The organism is Lactobacillus pasteurii DSM 23907 = CRBIP 24.76 (assembly GCF_000297025.1).
Lineage (GTDB): Bacteria > Bacillota > Bacilli > Lactobacillales > Lactobacillaceae > Lactobacillus > Lactobacillus pasteurii.
Genome location: NZ_CAKD01000001.1, coordinates 1 through 18,549, shown reverse-complemented (window position 1 = coordinate 18,549; position 18,549 = coordinate 1). Strand labels below are relative to the sequence as shown.

Annotated in this window: 14 protein-coding genes and 1 rRNA gene; 13 read left to right on the top strand and 2 right to left on the bottom strand. The window is 40.2% G+C overall.

The window, feature by feature from the left end:
• The first annotated feature begins 1 nt into the window (after position 1).
• The 8 genes from BN53_RS00075 to BN53_RS00040 all read left to right on the top strand — a co-directional run bounded on the left by BN53_RS00075 (position 2) and on the right by BN53_RS00040 (position 10,548).
• Positions 2-826 (top strand): carbohydrate ABC transporter permease, encoded by an 825-nt coding sequence (locus BN53_RS00075; protein WP_009558812.1) that lies wholly within the window; start codon positions 2-4, stop codon positions 824-826.
• Positions 810-2,111 (top strand): MBL fold metallo-hydrolase, encoded by a 1,302-nt coding sequence (locus BN53_RS00070; RefSeq protein ID WP_009558811.1) that lies wholly within the window; start codon positions 810-812, stop codon positions 2,109-2,111. The genes BN53_RS00075 and BN53_RS00070 overlap by 17 nt, the downstream gene beginning before the upstream one ends.
• Before the next feature lie 47 nt (positions 2,112-2,158).
• Entirely contained in the window at positions 2,159-3,463 is a 1,305-nt protein-coding gene (locus BN53_RS00065) for an extracellular solute-binding protein (RefSeq protein WP_009558810.1), read from the top strand.
• Between the two features lie 119 nt (positions 3,464-3,582).
• Positions 3,583-4,500, top strand: coding sequence for a magnesium transporter CorA family protein (locus BN53_RS00060; protein WP_009558809.1), 918 nt, complete (start codon positions 3,583-3,585; stop codon positions 4,498-4,500).
• 12 nt (positions 4,501-4,512) lie between these two features.
• A complete protein-coding gene (locus BN53_RS00055; protein ID WP_009558808.1) occupies positions 4,513-5,454 on the top strand; it encodes a serine hydrolase in 942 nt (313 codons plus the stop codon).
• A gap of 110 nt (positions 5,455-5,564) precedes the next feature.
• Positions 5,565-6,119, top strand: a complete 555-nt coding sequence (locus BN53_RS00050) for a TetR/AcrR family transcriptional regulator (RefSeq protein ID WP_009558807.1) — start codon at positions 5,565-5,567, stop codon at positions 6,117-6,119.
• Between the two features lie 24 nt (positions 6,120-6,143).
• A complete protein-coding gene (locus BN53_RS00045; RefSeq protein WP_009558806.1) occupies positions 6,144-9,332 on the top strand; it encodes an MMPL family transporter in 3,189 nt (1,062 codons plus the stop codon).
• Between the two features lie 136 nt (positions 9,333-9,468).
• Positions 9,469-10,548: a zinc ribbon domain-containing protein gene (locus BN53_RS00040; RefSeq protein ID WP_009558805.1), complete on the top strand. Its 1,080-nt coding sequence runs from the start codon at positions 9,469-9,471 to the stop codon at positions 10,546-10,548.
• 42 nt (positions 10,549-10,590) lie between these two features.
• On the opposite strand, the gene BN53_RS00035 is transcribed toward BN53_RS00040, so the two are convergent.
• Positions 10,591-11,973 (bottom strand): NAD-dependent succinate-semialdehyde dehydrogenase, encoded by a 1,383-nt coding sequence (locus BN53_RS00035; protein WP_009558804.1) that lies wholly within the window; start codon positions 11,971-11,973, stop codon positions 10,591-10,593.
• A gap of 136 nt (positions 11,974-12,109) precedes the next feature.
• On the opposite strand from BN53_RS00035, the gene BN53_RS00030 reads away from it, so the two are divergent.
• A complete protein-coding gene (locus tag BN53_RS00030; RefSeq protein ID WP_009558803.1) occupies positions 12,110-12,613 on the top strand; it encodes a nucleoside 2-deoxyribosyltransferase in 504 nt (167 codons plus the stop codon).
• A gap of 41 nt (positions 12,614-12,654) precedes the next feature.
• Here the strand turns inward: BN53_RS00030 and BN53_RS00025 are convergent, their stop codons facing one another.
• A complete protein-coding gene (locus BN53_RS00025; protein WP_009558802.1) occupies positions 12,655-13,449 on the bottom strand; it encodes an alpha/beta hydrolase fold domain-containing protein in 795 nt (264 codons plus the stop codon).
• Between the two features lie 212 nt (positions 13,450-13,661).
• On the opposite strand from BN53_RS00025, the gene BN53_RS00020 reads away from it, so the two are divergent.
• From BN53_RS00020 to BN53_RS00005, 4 genes are all read left to right on the top strand, one after another.
• Positions 13,662-14,267: a TVP38/TMEM64 family protein gene (locus BN53_RS00020; RefSeq protein ID WP_009558801.1), complete on the top strand. Its 606-nt coding sequence runs from the start codon at positions 13,662-13,664 to the stop codon at positions 14,265-14,267.
• Positions 14,267-14,818 (top strand): GNAT family N-acetyltransferase, encoded by a 552-nt coding sequence (locus BN53_RS00015; RefSeq protein ID WP_040537218.1) that lies wholly within the window; start codon positions 14,267-14,269, stop codon positions 14,816-14,818. The genes BN53_RS00020 and BN53_RS00015 overlap by 1 nt, the downstream gene beginning before the upstream one ends.
• A gap of 219 nt (positions 14,819-15,037) precedes the next feature.
• Entirely contained in the window at positions 15,038-16,345 is a 1,308-nt protein-coding gene (gene serS / locus BN53_RS00010; protein WP_009558799.1) for a serine--tRNA ligase, read from the top strand.
• A gap of 539 nt (positions 16,346-16,884) precedes the next feature.
• Positions 16,885-18,448: ribosomal RNA gene (locus tag BN53_RS00005) — 16S ribosomal RNA — on the top strand.
• Positions 18,449-18,549: the final 101 nt, after the last annotated feature.

Here is an 18,549-nt window from a genome sequence, read left to right as displayed (position 1 = left end):
AATGAAAAAGGTTAAAGTCGGAGTGATTTTTGCATATTTGATTCTGGCAATCTTTGCGATTATCACCGTCTATCCATTTATTTATATGATTCTTGGCGGTTTGATGACTTTCCAAGAAACGACTAAGATTCCGCCAACGCTTTGGCCAAAGAGTCCTCAATGGTCTAACTATGCTAAGGTCTTTGCTCAAGCGCCATTTGCTAGATACTTTTTAAACACTTTGATTACTGCTAGCGTAACAACCATTATCAGTTTGTTTAACTCACTTTTGGGCGCTTTTGCTATGGTTAACTTGCGTTTTAAGGGAAAAGGCGTTGTTCAAGTAATCTTGCTTTCATTGTTGATGGTGCCAGGAGAAGCAATTATCTTTACTAACTATAACACCATTGCTCAAATGGGCTTGCTTAACACTTATGTTGGTTTAGTGTTGCCATTTTTGACTTCAATTTTCTACATGTATTACTTGCAGAGCTATTTTGGTTCAATTTCACCAACAATTTACAAGGCTTCAATGATCGATGGAGCTAGCGATTGGGAATATATTTGGAAGATTTTGGTGCCAATGTCTCGCGGTGGGCTATTTACTGTGGGCTTATTGAGCTTTATTTCTGGTTGGAATTCATTCTTGTGGCCATTATTGGTAACCAATGAAGACAGTATGCGCTTATTGAACAATGGTTTGACTGCCTTTGCTTCTGATGCTGGTAGTGAAACGCAATTGCAATTAGCTGCGGCTACTTTGACTGTTTTGCCAATCTTAATCTTGTACTTCATCTTTAGAAAGCAAATTATTCGAGGAGTTGTGCGCAATGACCTTAAAGGATAAAACAACGATTACTTTTTATAATGGACTCACTACAATTGGTGGGCCAATGATTGAAGTGGCCTACAATAAGTCACACATTTTGTTTGATTTGGGCGAAGTATATCGACCAGAATTGGCTTTGAGCTTAGAAGATGAAGACTATGATACTTTAATCAAGTATCAGCTAATTGGGGATGTACCTAATTTCTATGATCCAAAGATAACTGGCAAAGAAATCGACCATGAAAAGTTTGAACATGCGGCAGCTTATATTTCGCACTTGCACCTAGATCACAGCAAGGCTTTGAATTTGCTTGCTCCAGAAATTCCACTTTACGCTGGGCCAATAACTGCCCATATGCTACCTGCATTAAATGAAAAAGGCGACTTCCTTTTGCCAGCAGCTGGTCATGATAAGACTTATACCAGACCAATTATTCCAGCTAAGTTGCGTCAGCAGGTTCAGGTGGGCGACATCGAAATGGAAGTCTGGGAAAGCGACCATGATGCTTATGGTGCAACAGGATTAATTGTGAGAACTCCAGACAAGATGATCGCTTATACTGGCGACATTCGTTTGCATGGCTACCACCCTGATTGGGTTCATGAATTTTTGCAGGCTGCTAATAAAGCCGACGTTCTGATTGTCGAAGGAACAGGTGTTTCATGGCCTGAAAGACAGACTGAAGAAAATAGCGAAGAGTTTACTGGCCCAAAGAATGAGTCGGAATTAACTCAAGAAATTGTTCGCTTGCAAGTAGAAAATCCTAAGCGTCAGATCACTTTTAATACTTATCCAACTAACGTTGAACGCTTGTTAAGAATCATTAGCGATTCTCCAAGAGAAGTAGTTTTGCATGCTCAAAGAGCCCATTTGCTTAAGAGCAGTTTTGACCAGGATTATCCTTACTACTACTTGCCAGGGGAGGAGAGATTTGTTGATCTGAAGCCAGAACTAGAAGTTTCTTATGCAGACTTGCTAGGCGATGATCACAAGTACCTCTGGCAAGCAGTGGCAAATTATCAAGATTTGCAAAAAGGTGGTTTGTACATCCACTCTAATGCTGAACCATTAGGAGATTTTGATCCAGCATACCGCCCATTTGTTGATAATTTTGCTAAATATGGTGTTGAATATCTCGCTTTGCGTTGTTCTGGCCACGCAGACGAGGAAGAATTAAAACAAATTATTGCTGAGGTTCAACCAGCTATATTAGTACCGGTGCACACATTGCATCCGGAGCTGGAAGAGAACCCATTTGGTGAACGGATTTTACCTGAACGTGGCCAAACAATCACGCTCTAGTGAATCAAAAAATTGTTGTTTAGTTTTATTTTTGGGAGGATATCCAAATGAAGTTTAGTAAAAAGCTTGCTATTACTGCAGTAGCTGGTATGGCATTGATGGGATTGGCAGCATGTTCTAATAAGAACAGTAGCAATTCATCAAGTGATTCTGAAAAGATTCCATCAAAGATTACCAAGAAGACTACTGTTGTTTTCTGGCATGGTATGACAGGTGTTCAACAAAGTACCTTGCAAAAGTTGACCAAGGAATTTGAAAAGAAGAACCCTAACATTACAATCAAGCTCGAAAATCAAGGTGCATACCCAGATTTGCAAGCTAAGATTAATTCTACCTTGCAATCACCAAATTCATTGCCAACTATTACTCAAGCTTATCCAGGTTGGTTATGGAACGCTGCACAAAACAAGATGTTAGTTGACCTTAAGCCTTACTTTACCAACAAGAGTGTTGGTTGGGGTAGTGTAGAAGGTTCAGACATCAGAACCGAATTGCTTGACGGTGCTCAAATTCAAGGTACTCAATATGGTATGCCTTTCAACAAGTCAGTTGAAACTTTGACTTACAATAAAGACATGTTCAAGAAATACGGCATCAAGAAAGTTCCTACTACCATGGAAGAACTTAAGGAAGCCGCTAAGACTATCTACGAAAAGAGTAACCACAAGGTTGTAGGTGCCGGTTTTGACTCACTTTCAAACTACTACGTTTTAGGTATGAAGAACGAAGGTGTTGACTTCAGCAAGAAGATCGACTTTGCTGGTTCAACTTCAAAGAAGGTTATCAACTACTACGCAGATGGCGTAAAGGCTGGTTACTTCAGAGTTGCTGGTTCAGATATGTACCTTTCAGGACCTTTTGCTAACCAAAAGGTAGCAATGTTTATCGGTACTTCAGCTGGTGAAGGCTTCGTTAAGAAGGGTGTTGGCAGCAAGTTTACTTACGACGTTGCTGCTCGTCCAGGCAAGTACACTATGCAACAAGGTACTGACATTTACATGTTCAAGAAAGCTTCAGCTATGCAAAAGGCTGCTGCCTTCAAGTACATGAAGTTCTTAGTATCAAAGGACAGCCAAATTACTTGGGCTAACGCAACTGGTTACATTCCTGTTAACACCGCTGCAATCAACTCATCAGAATACAAGAGCAATAGCAGCATTAAGTTGCCTGCAAAGCTTTCTTCAGCTATGAAGAACCTTTACAGTGTTCCTGTTGAAAAGAACTCAAACGCAGCTTACAGCCAATTGAATACTATTATGCAAACTATTCTTGCTGCCGCTCAAAAGAACCAAAACGTAAATACTCAAATTACTAATGGCAAGGCTAAGTTTGACGCAGCTTGGAAGCAATAAAACTAAATAGCAAGATAATAAAAAAGTTGAGATTTAATTCTCAACTTTTTTTTGCTCGTAATGTGATAAGATATTCAAGGTGAATAGAAAAATTTAGTTAAAAGGTAGAGGTGAATGAGTTGATCAAGCAACAAACTTTTCCAAAAGAAACAAATTACAACTGGTACAACATCAGCAATTTAAGCGAACAAGATAGTGCCAAGCTACAGACAGAATTTAACTTTACGCCAGATATAATTTCGTATATCTCCGACCGGCATGAACGTCCGCACTACGACTATGATATTCATACCCATAGTCACTTGCTTGTTTATGATGTCCCAATTTGGCCGACCAACTCAATTAAGCACTTTACCTCACACCCAATTACTTTTTTGGTGGTTGGGGATAATGTATTTACTTTCCATACCGAGTCGACTAGCTATATTTTTGATGAGTTCAATGACAAGCACATGCGGGCAAGACTTGCAGAGGCAAATGATGTAACGGAATTATTGATGATCTTTTTGCTTTATTCTTCTCAATATTTCCAAAGAGCGATCACTCAATTAGATGTTGAGCGCAATGGCCTTGATCAGAAATTATCCGATGATATCGACAATAAGGACTTGGTTGAATTATCAAATATCGAAAAGAGTTTGGTTTATCTTTCAAGTTCTATTCAGACTGATCTGATGATGCTTCACAGTTTGGATCACTCACAATTGAACTTCACTAAGGCTGCACGCGAAAGGTTAGATGATGTTTTGATTGAATCAAATCAGTCTTCAGAAATGGTGCAGATTTCCCATCAAGTAACTAAGACTCTGTCAGCAACTTCGAATAACATGATGAACAACAACTTGAACGATACGATGAAATTCTTGACTGTTTGGTCAATCGTGCTAACTATTCCAACTATTTTGACGGGATTCTACGGGATGAACGTGACTTTGCCTATCACCAAGAGCCCCTTTGACTGGATTTTCATCATTATTTTGATGGTTTCCTTGATGGTATGGCTGGTTATTTTGATGAGGAAACATCATTTCTTTTAATTGAGGTTTTAAATGAAAAACAAACTTTTTGTAAGATCGATCATAACGGTTTTGCTAGCTTTCATGTTGTATTCTGCTAATGCAAAGCGGATCAATTCTGCTCAAATCAAGATTCTTGAGCCAAAAACTAGCAAGGTAACTAAGAAAAAGAGTTCAAATAAAAAGCAGCCCCAAGAGCCCACTGCGCCTAAGATTAGCTCGGCTGAATATGACAAAAAAGTCAGTTATGACAAGGGCAGCAATAAAAAGCTCCTAAGCAAAGTTGAAAAGGTGATGGGCAAAAATAGCACCTATCAAGTTGCAATTCAGGATTTGAATAATTCGTCTCGCTATGTTCGCGTTGCTAATAGCAGCCGCGTGCAGAATGTCGATGAAACGATGCACGTATTTGTTTTGATTGCGCTATACCGCCAAATGCAAACTGGCAAGTGGAGTTCAGCAACGACGATCAAAGTAAAAAAATCCGACAAGGTTAAGAGCGATAGCATTGTTTTGCAGCCAAATATTCAATATAGCTTGGCATACTTGCGCCAAGCAATGATAAGCGGCAGTAAAACTGCCGCCAATGCCTTAGTTAGATCTATTGGCAAGAGTAAGATTCAAGAAGCAATCAGTAGGTCTGGCGCTAGCCAAACTACCATGAAAGGCAACTTCTCCCATTCGCCAGTTGGCACAACGACAGCTAAAGATCTAAATCAAACTCTAATCAGCATTTATCAGACCAGAGTTTTGAAGAAAAATTATGCTTATCGCGTATTGTCAGCTATGGCTACGAAGAAAAACAAACTGACAAGCATGATTAGTGGCACAGTTTATACTGTGGGCGATGACAATTCCGCAGCAGCGATTGTTCAGTCTGGTGGACACTCATATGCGATTTCTGTTTGGTCAAATACAGATAAGAATTTTGCCAATTTAGGCAAAACTGTCGAAGACTGGTTCAGTCAAAAATAAGGAAGGGAAACCTTCTTTTATTTTTTTACACAAATCTACACATTGTAGATTGAATTCTTCAATTTGTAGTGCTATATTATTAACATGCTACGGCAAAGGAGGGATGAATAATGGTTCAAAAGCGTAGTCTAGATTTGGATAAAGTCATTGCCAAGGCCATTGAAATTATCAATAACGATGGGCTTGAAGCAGCAACAATGCCTAATTTGGCTAAGGCTTTAGGAGTAAGATCTCAATCACTGTATCACTATGTTTCTGGACGAAATCAATTATTGTCTTTAGTAGGAGCTAGTCGAATTCGAGCACTCCACCAGAAGTTGGTCGATAATTTAATTGGTTTGTCGGGTCAAGAAGCGGTAATAAGATTTGCTGATATTGTACGGGACTTTGTTTTGAAAGATCCAGCACTTTCGGCACTTTTATATCACGTGAATGAATATTCAACTAGTGATGCAATCACCAAAGAAATTGAGAATATCTTTGCTTTGGGAGAAAAAATTAACCTAAAGACCTGTGCATCCCTGTCCAATCATGCCATAGTAGGTGCAGTCTTAGGCTATGTCTTTTTGGATAAGGCATCAGCCTTCGACTTTGAAAGCGACCAGGAAGCTAATGATAATTATCATGAAATGGTCTTAAGACTGGTTCAGCCAGTGGCTATTTAATTTTATGCAGGAGGGTAGGATAAAGTGCAAAAATTTATCAAAAACCATGTCTTTTCTTTAATTGCATGGATTTTAATTTTGCTAGTTTCAGTAGTTACTTTTCCTAATATTGGTAAGTTAACTAGTGAACACTCCACAATTTCGCTTCCAAGTAACGTTGAAAGCGAAGTTGCGCAAACAATCCAGTCTGAATGGACTAAAACTAAGAAGAATACTTATGAAGTGGCGATTGTTTTCAACAAAAAGAATGGAAAATTAACGGCTGCAGATAAGGATAATATCAACAAGACAGTTGATTATCTGAAAGATCATAAGTCAAAGTATGGAATCAAAGATGTTTTAGCTCCTGACGACAATATTGCGACTAGAAAGAAATTGCAATCCAAGGATGGAACAACTTGGGTAATGCAATTGAATGTCTCAAAGAATCATGGCCAAATTGGCGAGATCGAAGATGAAATTTCTAAGGCTGCTAAAACCCAGGGCGTAAAGACTTACGTTACTGGAGCAGATATCTTGACCAATGCTTTCTCTGAATCAATTCAAGAAGGTATCAAGAAGACTGAAGCAATTACGGTAGTCTTTATCTTTATCGTTTTGATTATCGTCTTTAGATCACCAATCGTACCTTTGATTTCTTTGTTGACGGTTGGGATATCATTTTTAACATCATTTTCAATCGTAACGAATTTAGTTGAACACGGTAACTTCCCATTTTCTAACTTTACCCAAGTTTTCATGGTTATCGTTTTATTCGGGATTGGTACCGACTATAACATCCTGTTATACGATAAATTCAAAGAGAATTTAGGTAAAGGGATGAATAAGTACGAGGCTAAGAATGATGCCTTGAAGAAGGCTGGTAAGACCATTCTTTACTCAGGTTCATCTATTTTGATCGGTTTTACCGCACTTAGCCTTGCTAAATTCTCAATTTACCAATCAGCTGTCGGCGTTGCCGTTGGGGTTGCAGTTTTATTAGTTGTTCTTTTGACTTTGAACCCATTCTTTATGGCGGTTCTTGGTGAAAAGATGTTCTGGCCAGTTAAGAAGTTTGAAGGCGAAACCGAAGACAAGCTCTGGCATGGAATTTCCAAGTCAACTTTGAAACACCCAATCATTTACTTGATAGTGCTAGCAGTAGTAGTTACGCCATTCATGTTGATGTATTCAGGTAACCTTAATTATGATGATACGGCTGAAATTTCTGACACCACTCCTGCAAAAGCTGGTTTATTGATCGTTCAAAAGCACTTCTCTAAGGGTATGGCTGAGCCATCATATGTTTACATCAAGAGTGATCATAAATTAGACAACGAAACTGACTTGAAGGTAATTGACCAAATTACCAAACAATTGCAAGCTTCTAAGGGCGTTTCATTTGCAACCTCAGTAACTGAGCCATATGGTGATCCAATCAGCAAACTATATGTCAATGATCAACTTTCTACTGTTAACAATGGTGTTGATCAAGTTAGAACTGGTTTAAACAAGCTAGGTAAGGGTAGCCAAAAGGCTTCTGCAGGTGCTAGTCAATTGGCTAGCGGTGCTTCAAGTCTAGCTAGTGGAACTACTGCCTTGCAATCAGGTTCATCCAGTTTGCAAACTGGTGCAAGTTCACTTGCTACTGGTACAAGCCAATTAGTTTCTGGTTTGAACGAACTTAATACTAAATTGGCTAGTCAAATGTCTTCTGCTAACAAGACCCAATTAGCTCAATTAGAACAAGCTTTGCCAAAGATCAACCAAGGCTTGCAACAATTGAATCAGCAAGTTAGTGGCCTAGATATCAGTGCTTTAACTAGTCAATTGAATAACTTGCAAAGCTCAATTCAAGCGCAAGAAAAAGCTAAATTAACGCAAATTCAGAGTGCTTACACGTCAGATTTTGCTGGTAGATTAAATAATATTTCTGGCTTAACTGCAGCTCAAAAGCAAGCAATTGCTCAAGCAGCTCAAGCATCAATGCAAACTGCAATGGCTAAGGCTGCAACTAGTTCTACTGCAACTACTAGTCAATCAGGTCAAGGCAATTCACTTTCTGCTTTGTCATCTCAAGTTGCACAATTGCAAGCTTCAGTTAAGACTTTGGCAGCAGCTTCTAACCAAGCCTTGCCAGGTGCTGCAACTGCTTTGAATAACTTAAGTAGTGGTTTGGCTCAAGTTCAATCAGCTACTTCCCAAGGCCTTTTAGGTGCCCAACAGCTTCAAACAGGTGCAAACAAGTTAAGCGCAGGCGCTGGCCAACTTAACACTGGTTTAGCTTCTGCTCAATCAGGTGCTAATAAATTGAGCACGGGTGCTGATACTTTGGCATCTAGCTTGCCAAAGATTACAACTGGCTTAGATCAAGCAAATAGCGGCTTGGCTCAAGGTGGTAGCTACCTTCAAGGATTGCAATCATCTGCAGCAGCTAAGACCTTCTACATTCCAAAGGAATTCATCAAGAATGAAGAATTCCAAAAGTCAATCAAGGTTTACTTGAGCCCTGATAAGAAGTCTGCGCAAATTATCGTAGTCTTCAACTCTGACCCAAGTGCTCCTGAAGCAACCAAGCGCTCACAAGAATTGAGTGCAATGGTTAGAAAGTCATTGCGTGGCACTTCACTTTCAAACGCTAAGGTAGCAATGGGCGGACAAAGCTCTAGAGTCGAAGATACTAAGAATGTTGCTAGTGGCGACTTCTTGAGAACTGCAGCAATTATGTTAGTTGGTATCGGAATTGCTTTGATCTTTGTAACTCGCTCACTCTTGCAACCTGTTTACATCATGGGTACTTTGTTAATTGCTTACTTGGTATCCTTGTCAGTTAACCAATGGATCGTTCAAGCTATCTTGAACAGAGACAAGCTTGCTTGGAACACTCCATTCTTCAGCTTTATTATGTTGATTGCTTTGGGTGTTGACTACAGTATCTTCCTGATGACTCGTTACCGCGATCTAGAATCTGAATTCTCTTCACCAAGTCAAAGAATCTTGACTGCTAGTGGTATCATCGGAACAGTCGTAATTTCAGCTGTAGTTATCCTTGGTGGTACTTTCGCTGCTTTGATCCCATCGGGCATTCCAACCTTGATCGAAGTTGCCTTGACAGTTATTATCGGTTTGATCATCTTGGTATTCATCTTGCCAATTACCTTGTCAGCCGGCGTCAAGTTGACTTACGAAGGTATTGACATGCATTGGGGCAAGAAGAAAAAGCATGCGGAATAATACAAATTGAAAAAACAAAAGTTCTTGGGGTAAAATATAAGTAATCCTAAGAAAGAAAAATCTGGAACTTAGGTTCCAGATTTTTTGTTTATTGAGATTGTAGATATTTTACTGTTTTTTCAAAAGGATACAAAGAATGATTAATTGTCCAAATTGTCAACATCAAATAACCGATGAAGATAGAGTCTGCCCTAATTGTGGCTTTGACTTGCAAAAATATCGCGAAGTATTTTTCAAACATGCAAAGGAAGCTGATGAAAAAGCTTCTTCTGATAAAGAGACTGAAAAAACTGAATTCCAACCTAAGAGTAGAGCAGCATATCGCAAAGAAATCCATCCTGACAAGCAAAATGAAGTTATTGCGCGAATGATCAGCTGGATGAGAGAAAATGCCACCATCGTCTTTTTGATTGGACTTGGTTTAATGATTATTACCAGTTTTACCGTTGTTTTAGGCTGGTTATTGTTAGTAGTATTATTGATCTGGCTATATGTAATTTGTCAGCGAGATGGCGAAATTGAGCAATATACGGCAGATCGCAGATTAACTGAGATTATCAATAAGTTTGGGTCCAACTTGTTCAACAGTTTTGAGGATCATGAAGAAAAGGCTCAGGAACATCGAACTGGCTTTATTAATGATCATCCTAAGCTACAACAGAAGTTTTCTAAGATTAAAATCACCAAAAAGACTAGATTCAATTATATCCAAGCTTCAGTGCTCTTGCTTGCGGCGATCAGTTTGCTAGTGCTATTTTCAGGAACTGGCGCAACGATTACTGAATTCGCCAACCCTGAAAAAGTCTCCTTGTCTAAGGTGATTTTGTCAGTGGCTAATCGCTTATTGACGACTGGTAAGGCTGGGGATGCCTTGCTCATCTATTTTGTTTGGTTACTTTTGATTGTTTTTCCAATTTCGATTATTCTTTCAACTATCGAAAATACAGAAAAGTCCAAGCTTCATGCTAGTGCCTTGTCGATAATTGAGACTGCTTTTTTGATCTATATTGCTTATCGAACAACTCATCTGACTGGTGCTGCTAATGGCTTTGTGGCTAGTTTAGTAAAGAACTTCTCAGATAGCATCTTATCAATTGGAGCTTCGGCTTATTATCTGATTTTGGCCAGCTTGATGACTTCGATTTTAGCGATTTGGAATGTTTTCAAAAAATCGCCAGCGAGCAAGGATGAAGCAGTGAAAAAAGAACAAAAATAAAAACGCGCCTAGATTTTTTCTAGGCGTATTTTTATCTAAAGATTATTGGTTATTCTTAGTAACGTCAATTACTAAATGTTCGTTGACAAAGGCCATCAAACCTAACTCGCTCAATTCGCGGCCGTAACCTGACTTCTTAACCCCGCCAAATGGCAATTCTCCAGAAGTAATCCATGGGCCGTTGATAACAGTCATACCTGTTTCGATTTGACTAGCAACTTCTTGGGCGTGCTTGATGTCGCTAGAAATAACTGAAGAACCTAAACCATAACTTGAATCATTAGCTAAGCTGATTGCTTCGTCTTCATCTTCTACGCTGTAGACAACAGCTACTGGACCAAACAATTCTTGATCGAAGATTGGGTTGTCTTTAGTAACATTGGTCAAAATTAATGGTCTAAAGAAGGCACCTTCATGGTCAATTTCAGGATATTGGTAGTAAACTTTTGCCCCTGCAGCAATGGCAGCATCGACTTGCTTTTGCAATTTTTCTTTAGCTTGCTCAGAATTAAGTGGTGGCAAAGTAGTAGTTTCATCTAATGGATTGCCAGCCTTCAATGAAGCAAAGTGAGCCTTTAATTCTTCCAAGACTTCTTCATAGCGGTCTTTCAAAACGATCATTCGCTTAGAAGAAGTACATACTTGGCCATCGTTGTAGGTTCTAGCAGTTGCTAAAACATTCTTTAGTACAGTCTTGTCTGCATCGCTTAAAACAATAAAGGCATCGTTGCCGCCTAGTTCCATCGTTGACTTCTTCAAGTTCTTGCCAGCTTCTTCAGCCACGCTAGAGCCACCGCGTTCAGATCCAGTCAAAGCCACGCCTTGAATGCGAGGATCAGCAATGATATTTGCTAGTTGATCGTAGCTTGGGAAGAGGTTGATCAAGCTGCCTTCAGGAGCACCAGCTTGTTTGACTAATTTAGCAATTAATTCAGCTGATCCTGGTACGTTGTGGGCATGCTTAAGCAAAATTGGGTTGCCGACTACGAAGTTTGGCGCAAAAACTCTGATTACTTGGTATAGTGGGAAGTTCCATGGTTCGCAAGCCATTACTACACCTGTTGCTTGTTTTAAGTAGTAAGCTGATCCTAAAGGAGTTTCTAGTGGAGTTGGTTCAAGCAACTTTTCTCCATTTTTTGCGTAGTATTCGCAAATGTTGATACAGATGTCAACTTCGCCGCGACTTTCGCCGATAACTTTACCCATTTCTTTGGTCATTAATTGAGCAAATTCTTCTTTATGCTCACGCAAGATATCAGCCAATTTTTGCAAAATAGCAGCACGATCGCTGATTTTTTCATGGCGCATTTTCTTATAAAGGGTATAGGCTAGATTGATGGCCTCATCGATTTGTTGGTCAGTTGAGTTTTCGTAACTGGCAAAAACCTCATTGGTATATGGATTAACAGATTGGTATTTTGACATATTTAAACCTCGATTTCCATCTAACTGTTTATAATTACAGTTACAATTATAAAACGCTTACAAAAAGTTAGGCAAGTATTTTGTCTGAAAAACATGATAAAATTAGGGTTGTAATTCTAGAAAGGACTAAAAAGCTATGACTGAATCAATCCCAACTGCAACAATTTATTTAGGCTCACCTTTTTACAATGACGATCAAAGAGCCAGAGTGGTACAGGCTAAAAAATTGCTTGCACAAAACCCAACTATCGCTAGAGTTCATTTTCCATTTGATCAAAATTTCGTTGATCCAGAAGAAGTTAACCCAGAAATTGGGGGAATTCGTTCAATGACTTGGCGAGTTGGCACTTACCAAAATGACCTCAGTGGAATTATCAATGCTAGTTGTGGCGTATTTTTGTACGATATGGACAACATTGATGATGGATCAGCCTTTGAAATCGGCTTTATGCGAGCTTTGCATAAGCCAGTAGTGTTAGTACCTTTTACTAACGATCCAGATAAAGTCAAAGAAATGAATTTGATGCTTGCACAAGGCGTAACTACAATTATCGAAGGCAATACCGAATTCGAAAAGCTTGCTAGCTACGACTTCAATTCAACTCCAGCCAAGCCGGTAATGGGCTATCGTATCATCTAAAAAGGATCGGAAAACTATTTGCGTTTTCCGATCCTTATTTTTTATTTTTGCCTTTTGATAATTTGGTGAAGAAAATCGATCGATTCATCAAGGTATTCTTTGCCATAATCCATTGCATGACGGTGTCCCTTAATCACCATGAGTTGGCTTTCTTTATCCATTTTTGCTAGATGATCAATGAAATCTAGTACGGAATTAAGCGGAGTCAATTCGTCAGCTGAATTGATCATCAACAGGCTAGACAGCTGATCTAAATCATAAGAGCGTGCATCTAATTTGGTCAAAACTTCATGATCTGCCGTACCGGTATAAGTTAAAGTGAAGTACTTATAGAAGGAATCGTTGATATCGTGGCGATCAGTTAGGCCAAATTCTTCTTGGGCAATTGGCGATGGCTTAACATGATAATGCTTTTCCATCCAGCTAGAAAATTCGACCGGAGCCGACCAAGTTACAGTTGGAAAGGCAAACTTACCTGCTAAATAGATTGCCAAGGTTCCACCAACGCTAGCACCGATTTGTACAATATTTTTGTGATCATCTGGATCAGTATAATCAGATGCTAAAAGCCAATTGACGAAGTTTTCGGCATCCTTATGTGCTACTGGGAAAATGTTCTTAGGCGCAAGACTATAATCTGGAATAAAAGTCATAAAGCCAGCATTAGCTAGGCTAACGCCGATAGATTTTAGTGCATCTTTGCTTCCTCTAAACCAGCCGCCTCCATGCCAGAAAATTAGAATTTTGGTATTGGAATCAGTATTGTTGGGAAAATAAATATCGGTTGCAAGTTGTTTTTGTTGATCATAAATGATGTTGTTTTTGATAATTGTCATAACTAACACGACCTTTCGTTTCACCATCAATTATAGTAAAAATTTTTCTAAAAAACATATTTCTGAAATTCTATCTTAGTTTGGGAATACATAATTTTGTTAAAGAAGCAATCCAAATTATGTAGCAGTAGTAGAATTTTGATAAAATTGTTTTAATAGAAATCTGCGAAAAAGCAAATGTTGCAAATGACTAATAGCGGAGGGGGATAGGGATGCATCTTTCTGAAAAAACAAGTCGCAAACTGTTGAATTATGCTACGATTGTCTGTGGAATCATCATCGTTGTACTAGTTATTTACTGGTACAACTTGGGGATTTTTACCGATCAAGAAAAAATGAAGGCGTATTTGGCCAATAAACAAATCATTGGTCCGGTAATTTTTGTATTTATTCAAATTGTTCAAGTTGTTATTCCAATTATTCCAGGTGGTGTGTCGCTGTTAGGTGGAGTAGTATTTTTTGGACCGATAAATGGATTTATCTACAATTACATCGGAATCTGTATTGGTTCGATGATTAATTTCTTCTTGGCGCGCTACTATGGCAAGAGTTTTATTTATCATATTATTTCTGAAGAAACGCTGAATAAGTATATTGATTGGACCAAAAATCAAAAACGCTTCAATTGGCTGTTTGCCATGTGTATTTTGGCTCCAGCGGCGCCAGATGACGTTTTGTGTTTGCTGGCTGGATTAACCGAAATGAAATTTTGGACGTATTTTTGGATTATTATTTTATGTAAGCCATGGACGATTGCCGCCTATAGCTTTACATTGTTGTATGGATCGAAATGGATATTATCTTTACTAGGAAAATGATACTGTCAGGTGCAAGAGTTTATTTGCGCCGTTTTAATTATCAAGATGCTGATACTATGCTTAAATGGGGCCGGTCTCAAAGGCTGCATAAGCTAGCGGGCTTACAAAAATTAAACAATATCGAGGAAGCCAAAGTTGCTATTCGCCAGTACATGAAAAGAAAAAATAGCTATGCCCTCTGCTTGAAAGAAAATGACCGCTTGATTGGCCTGGTTGAGCTTTATGAGCGCGGAGTAGATAGCCGAAGCGGGCTTAATAAAACCAAAGAAATTGGCTTTTTGCTCGACCAAGATTATGAACATCATGGTTATATGTATGAGGCGATCTCGTTAATTTTGCAAAATCAATTCGTTGATCAAGGGCAAGAAGAGATTTGGGCGGGCACCTTAGTCAAAAATTTGCCTGCGCAAAAATTGCTGACAAAATTAGGCTTTAAGTACATGTATACGACTGACTATGCTCAAGTTAGCGATTTATTTTCTTTTAGCGAAAAATATTATTTGCTCAAATGTCAAGAATGGCTTAAAATAAATTCAAACACGAAATCCTAAGACAGCTTCAGAGAGTTTGCGGGTGGTGCGAGCAAACGGACGTCGTTTCCAGATTTCTTTCACGTGGGCAATTAATAGTTGCACGGCTTGGCACCGTTATCGCTGATTAATGAGTGCAGCGTTTTTTCGCTGAAGATGGGTGGTACCGCGAAGCCAGATAGAGCCGATTCGTCCCAGATTAGGGATGAGTCGGCTCTTTTTTTCGATATGGAGGTTTTTATGTTAGATATCAAAGTTATTCGTGAAAATCTTGACTGGGCAAAGGAAAAACTTGCTACTCGTGGGATTGAAGCAAAGCAACTTGATGAATTGGTTGAAATTGATGCTCAAAGACGTAAGGCTATGGTTCAAAGTGAACAACTTAAGGCTGAACGTAATGACGTATCTAAAAAGATCGCCGAAGCTAAGCGCAACAAGCAAGATGCTGCAGATGCAATTGCTAGAATGCGTGAAGTAGGTGCTGAAATCAAGGATTTGGATAGCAGGATTGCTGAATTGACTGACAAGCAACAATACATCTTGCTTCGCTTGCCTAACTTCCCAGCGGATTCTGATCCAATTGGCCCAGATGAAAGCTACAACGAAGAAGTTCGTAGATGGGAAGAACCAACTAAGTTCGACTTTGAACCAAAGGCTCACTGGGATTTAGGTACTGATTTGGAAATTTTGGATTGGGACCGTGCTTCAAAGGTTTCAGCAGCTAGATTTGTTTACTACACTGGTGCTGGTGCTTTGCTTGAACGTGCAGTCTTCAACTTCTTCTTAGATGAAAATGCTAAGGAAGGCTACACTGAAGTTATTCCACCATACTTGGTAAATGACGACTCAATGCAAGGAACTGGTCAATTCCCTAAGTTCCGTGAAGATGTCTACACTATTGTAGATAACGATGACCCAGACAAGCCATTGGACTTGACTTTGATTCCAACTGCTGAAGTTCCTTTGGTTAACTACTTCAGAAATGAAATTATCCACGGCGAAAAGTTGCCAATCAACGTAACAGCAATGTCACCAGCCTTTAGAAGTGAAGCTGGTTCAGCTGGTAGAGATACTCGTGGTTTGATTAGAATGCACGAATTTAGAAAAGTTGAAATGGTAAAGATTTGTAAGCCAGAAGAATCTTGGGATGAATTAGAAAAATTGACCCACAATGCAGAACACTTATTGCAAAAACTTGGCTTACCATACCGCGTTGTTGCACTTTCAACTGGGGATGCCAGCTTTACTAGTGCTAAGACTTATGACTTGGAAGTTTGGATGCCAGCACAAGACAAGTATCGTGAAATTTCAAGTTGTTCTAACTGTACTGACTTCCAAGCTCGTCGTGCACAAATTCGTTACCGCGATGAAAACGGCAAGTTGCACTTAGCTCACACTTTGAATGGTTCAGGTCTTGCTGTAGGTAGAACTGTAGCTGCTATTTTGGAAAACTACCAAAATGAAGATGGTTCTGTAACTGTTCCAGAAGCATTAGTTCCATACATGCACGGAATGACTAAGATCGAAAAACAAGAAGGTTTAATCTAATAAAAGTAAATATGCGAAGCAAACGTAAAAAGTTGCTTCGTATTTTTTTGTCCAAAACCGCATGAGACCAAGCTTTGATGGAAAGAGTAGAATTTATTTGCAAATTTTTTTAAAAAATTTTTGCGTGTTTTCAGGGTAAAAATACGCTAAAACCGTATATTTATACAAATAATGCATCTTTAATACAATAATTTACAAAAATTAATGAACTAAAAATAAGATATAAAGTAAATATCGAATAAAACACGAATAAAGACGCAGTGTTGACTTATTTAGAAAAGGTGTGTAATATATTTAACTGTCGTCGGGCGCAAGACAAAGAGCTCGATCGGCGGGATGAAAAAACTTCTTGACAGACAAGAAGACATCTGCTAAAATAAAAAAGCGGTCTGCTACAAAGCAGACGAGCTAGTACTTTGAAAACTGAACAAAGTTTCGCTAAAAGTGTGCGGGTGTAACAACCCAAACAAAAAATAAGCGAAGTCAATTCGCAAGCAATAAATTTTGAGACAAAGATCTTAAAGAACTATTATTTTATAAAAAATGAGAGTTTGATCCTGGCTCAGGACGAACGCTGGCGGCGTGCCTAATACATGCAAGTCGAGCGAGCTTGCCTATAGAAGTTCTTCGGAACGGACATAGATACAAGCTAGCGGCGGATGGGTGAGTAACACGTGGGTAACCTGCCCTTAAGTCTGGGATACCATTTGGAAACAGGTGCTAATACCGGATAACAACTCTAGCTGCATGGCTAGAGCTTGAAAGGCGGCGCAAGCTGTCGCTAAAGGATGGACCCGCGGTGCATTAGCTAGTTGGTAGGGTAAAGGCCTACCAAGGCATTGATGCATAGCCGAGTTGAGAGACTGATCGGCCACATTGGGACTGAGACACGGCCCAAACTCCTACGGGAGGCAGCAGTAGGGAATCTTCCACAATGGACGAAAGTCTGATGGAGCAACGCCGCGTGAGTGAAGAAGGTTTTCGGATCGTAAAGCTCTGTTGTTGGTGAAGAAAGATAGAGAGAGTAACTGATCTTTATTTGACGGTAATCAACCAGAAAGTCACGGCTAACTACGTGCCAGCAGCCGCGGTAATACGTAGGTGGCAAGCGTTGTCCGGATTTATTGGGCGTAAAGCGAGCGCAGGCGGAAAGATAAGTCTGATGTGAAAGCCCTCGGCTCAACCGAGGAACTGCATCGGAAACTGTCTTTCTTGAGTGCAGAAGAGGAGAGTGGAACTCCATGTGTAGCGGTGGAATGCGTAGATATATGGAAGAACACCAGTGGCGAAAGCGGCTCTCTGGTCTGCAACTGACGCTGAGGCTCGAAAGCATGGGTAGCGAACAGGATTAGATACCCTGGTAGTCCATGCCGTAAACGATGAGTGCTAAGTGTTGGGAGGTTTCCGCCTCTCAGTGCTGCAGCTAACGCATTAAGCACTCCGCCTGGGGAGTACGACCGCAAGGTTGAAACTCAAAGGAATTGACGGGGGCCCGCACAAGCGGTGGAGCATGTGGTTTAATTCGAAGCAACGCGAAGAACCTTACCAGGTCTTGACATCTAGCGCAATCCCAAGAGATTGGGAGTTCCCTTCGGGGACGCTAAGACAGGTGGTGCATGGCTGTCGTCAGCTCGTGTCGTGAGATGTTGGGTTAAGTCCCGCAACGAGCGCAACCCTTGTCATTAGTTGCCAGCATTGAGTTGGGCACTCTAATGAGACTGCCGGTGACAAACCGGAGGAAGGTGGGGACGACGTCAAGTCATCATGCCCCTTATGACCTGGGCTACACACGTGCTACAATGGGCAGTACAACGAGCAGCGAGCCTGCGAAGGCAAGCAAATCTCTGAAAGCTGTTCTCAGTTCGGACTGCAGTCTGCAACTCGACTGCACGAAGCTGGAATCGCTAGTAATCGCGGATCAGCACGCCGCGGTGAATACGTTCCCGGGCCTTGTACACACCGCCCGTCACACCATGGGAGTCTGCAACGCCCAAAGCCGGTGGCCTAACCGTAAGGAGGGAGCCGTCTAAGGCAGGGCAGATGACTGGGGTGAAGTCGTAACAAGGTAGCCGTAGGAGAACCTGCGGCTGGATCACCTCCTTTCTAAGGAAGCCAAAGCGGAGGAGAGTAGAGATACTAAGAGAATCCGCAAGGTACGGAAGCACACTGAGAAACTTTGTTTAGTTTTGAGGGCATTAGCTCTC

What these genes read in the sequence shown, in the direction of transcription:
- BN53_RS00050 (WP_009558807.1), top strand. Translation starts at nt 5,565, where the DNA reads ATGGTTCAAAAGCGTAGTCTAGATTTGGATAAAGTCATTGCCAAGGCC.
- BN53_RS00065 (WP_009558810.1), top strand. Translation starts at nt 2,159, where the DNA reads ATGAAGTTTAGTAAAAAGCTTGCTATTACTGCAGTAGCTGGTATGGCA.
- BN53_RS00075 (WP_009558812.1), top strand. Translation starts at nt 2, where the DNA reads ATGAAAAAGGTTAAAGTCGGAGTGATTTTTGCATATTTGATTCTGGCA.
- BN53_RS00020 (WP_009558801.1), top strand. Translation starts at nt 13,662, where the DNA reads ATGCATCTTTCTGAAAAAACAAGTCGCAAACTGTTGAATTATGCTACG.
- BN53_RS00035 (WP_009558804.1), bottom strand. Translation starts at nt 11,973, where the DNA reads ATGTCAAAATACCAATCTGTTAATCCATATACCAATGAGGTTTTTGCC.
- BN53_RS00070 (WP_009558811.1), top strand. Translation starts at nt 810, where the DNA reads ATGACCTTAAAGGATAAAACAACGATTACTTTTTATAATGGACTCACT.
- BN53_RS00030 (WP_009558803.1), top strand. Translation starts at nt 12,110, where the DNA reads ATGACTGAATCAATCCCAACTGCAACAATTTATTTAGGCTCACCTTTT.
- BN53_RS00025 (WP_009558802.1), bottom strand. Translation starts at nt 13,449, where the DNA reads ATGACAATTATCAAAAACAACATCATTTATGATCAACAAAAACAACTT.
- BN53_RS00040 (WP_009558805.1), top strand. Translation starts at nt 9,469, where the DNA reads ATGATTAATTGTCCAAATTGTCAACATCAAATAACCGATGAAGATAGA.
- BN53_RS00055 (WP_009558808.1), top strand. Translation starts at nt 4,513, where the DNA reads ATGAAAAACAAACTTTTTGTAAGATCGATCATAACGGTTTTGCTAGCT.
- serS (WP_009558799.1), top strand. Translation starts at nt 15,038, where the DNA reads ATGTTAGATATCAAAGTTATTCGTGAAAATCTTGACTGGGCAAAGGAA.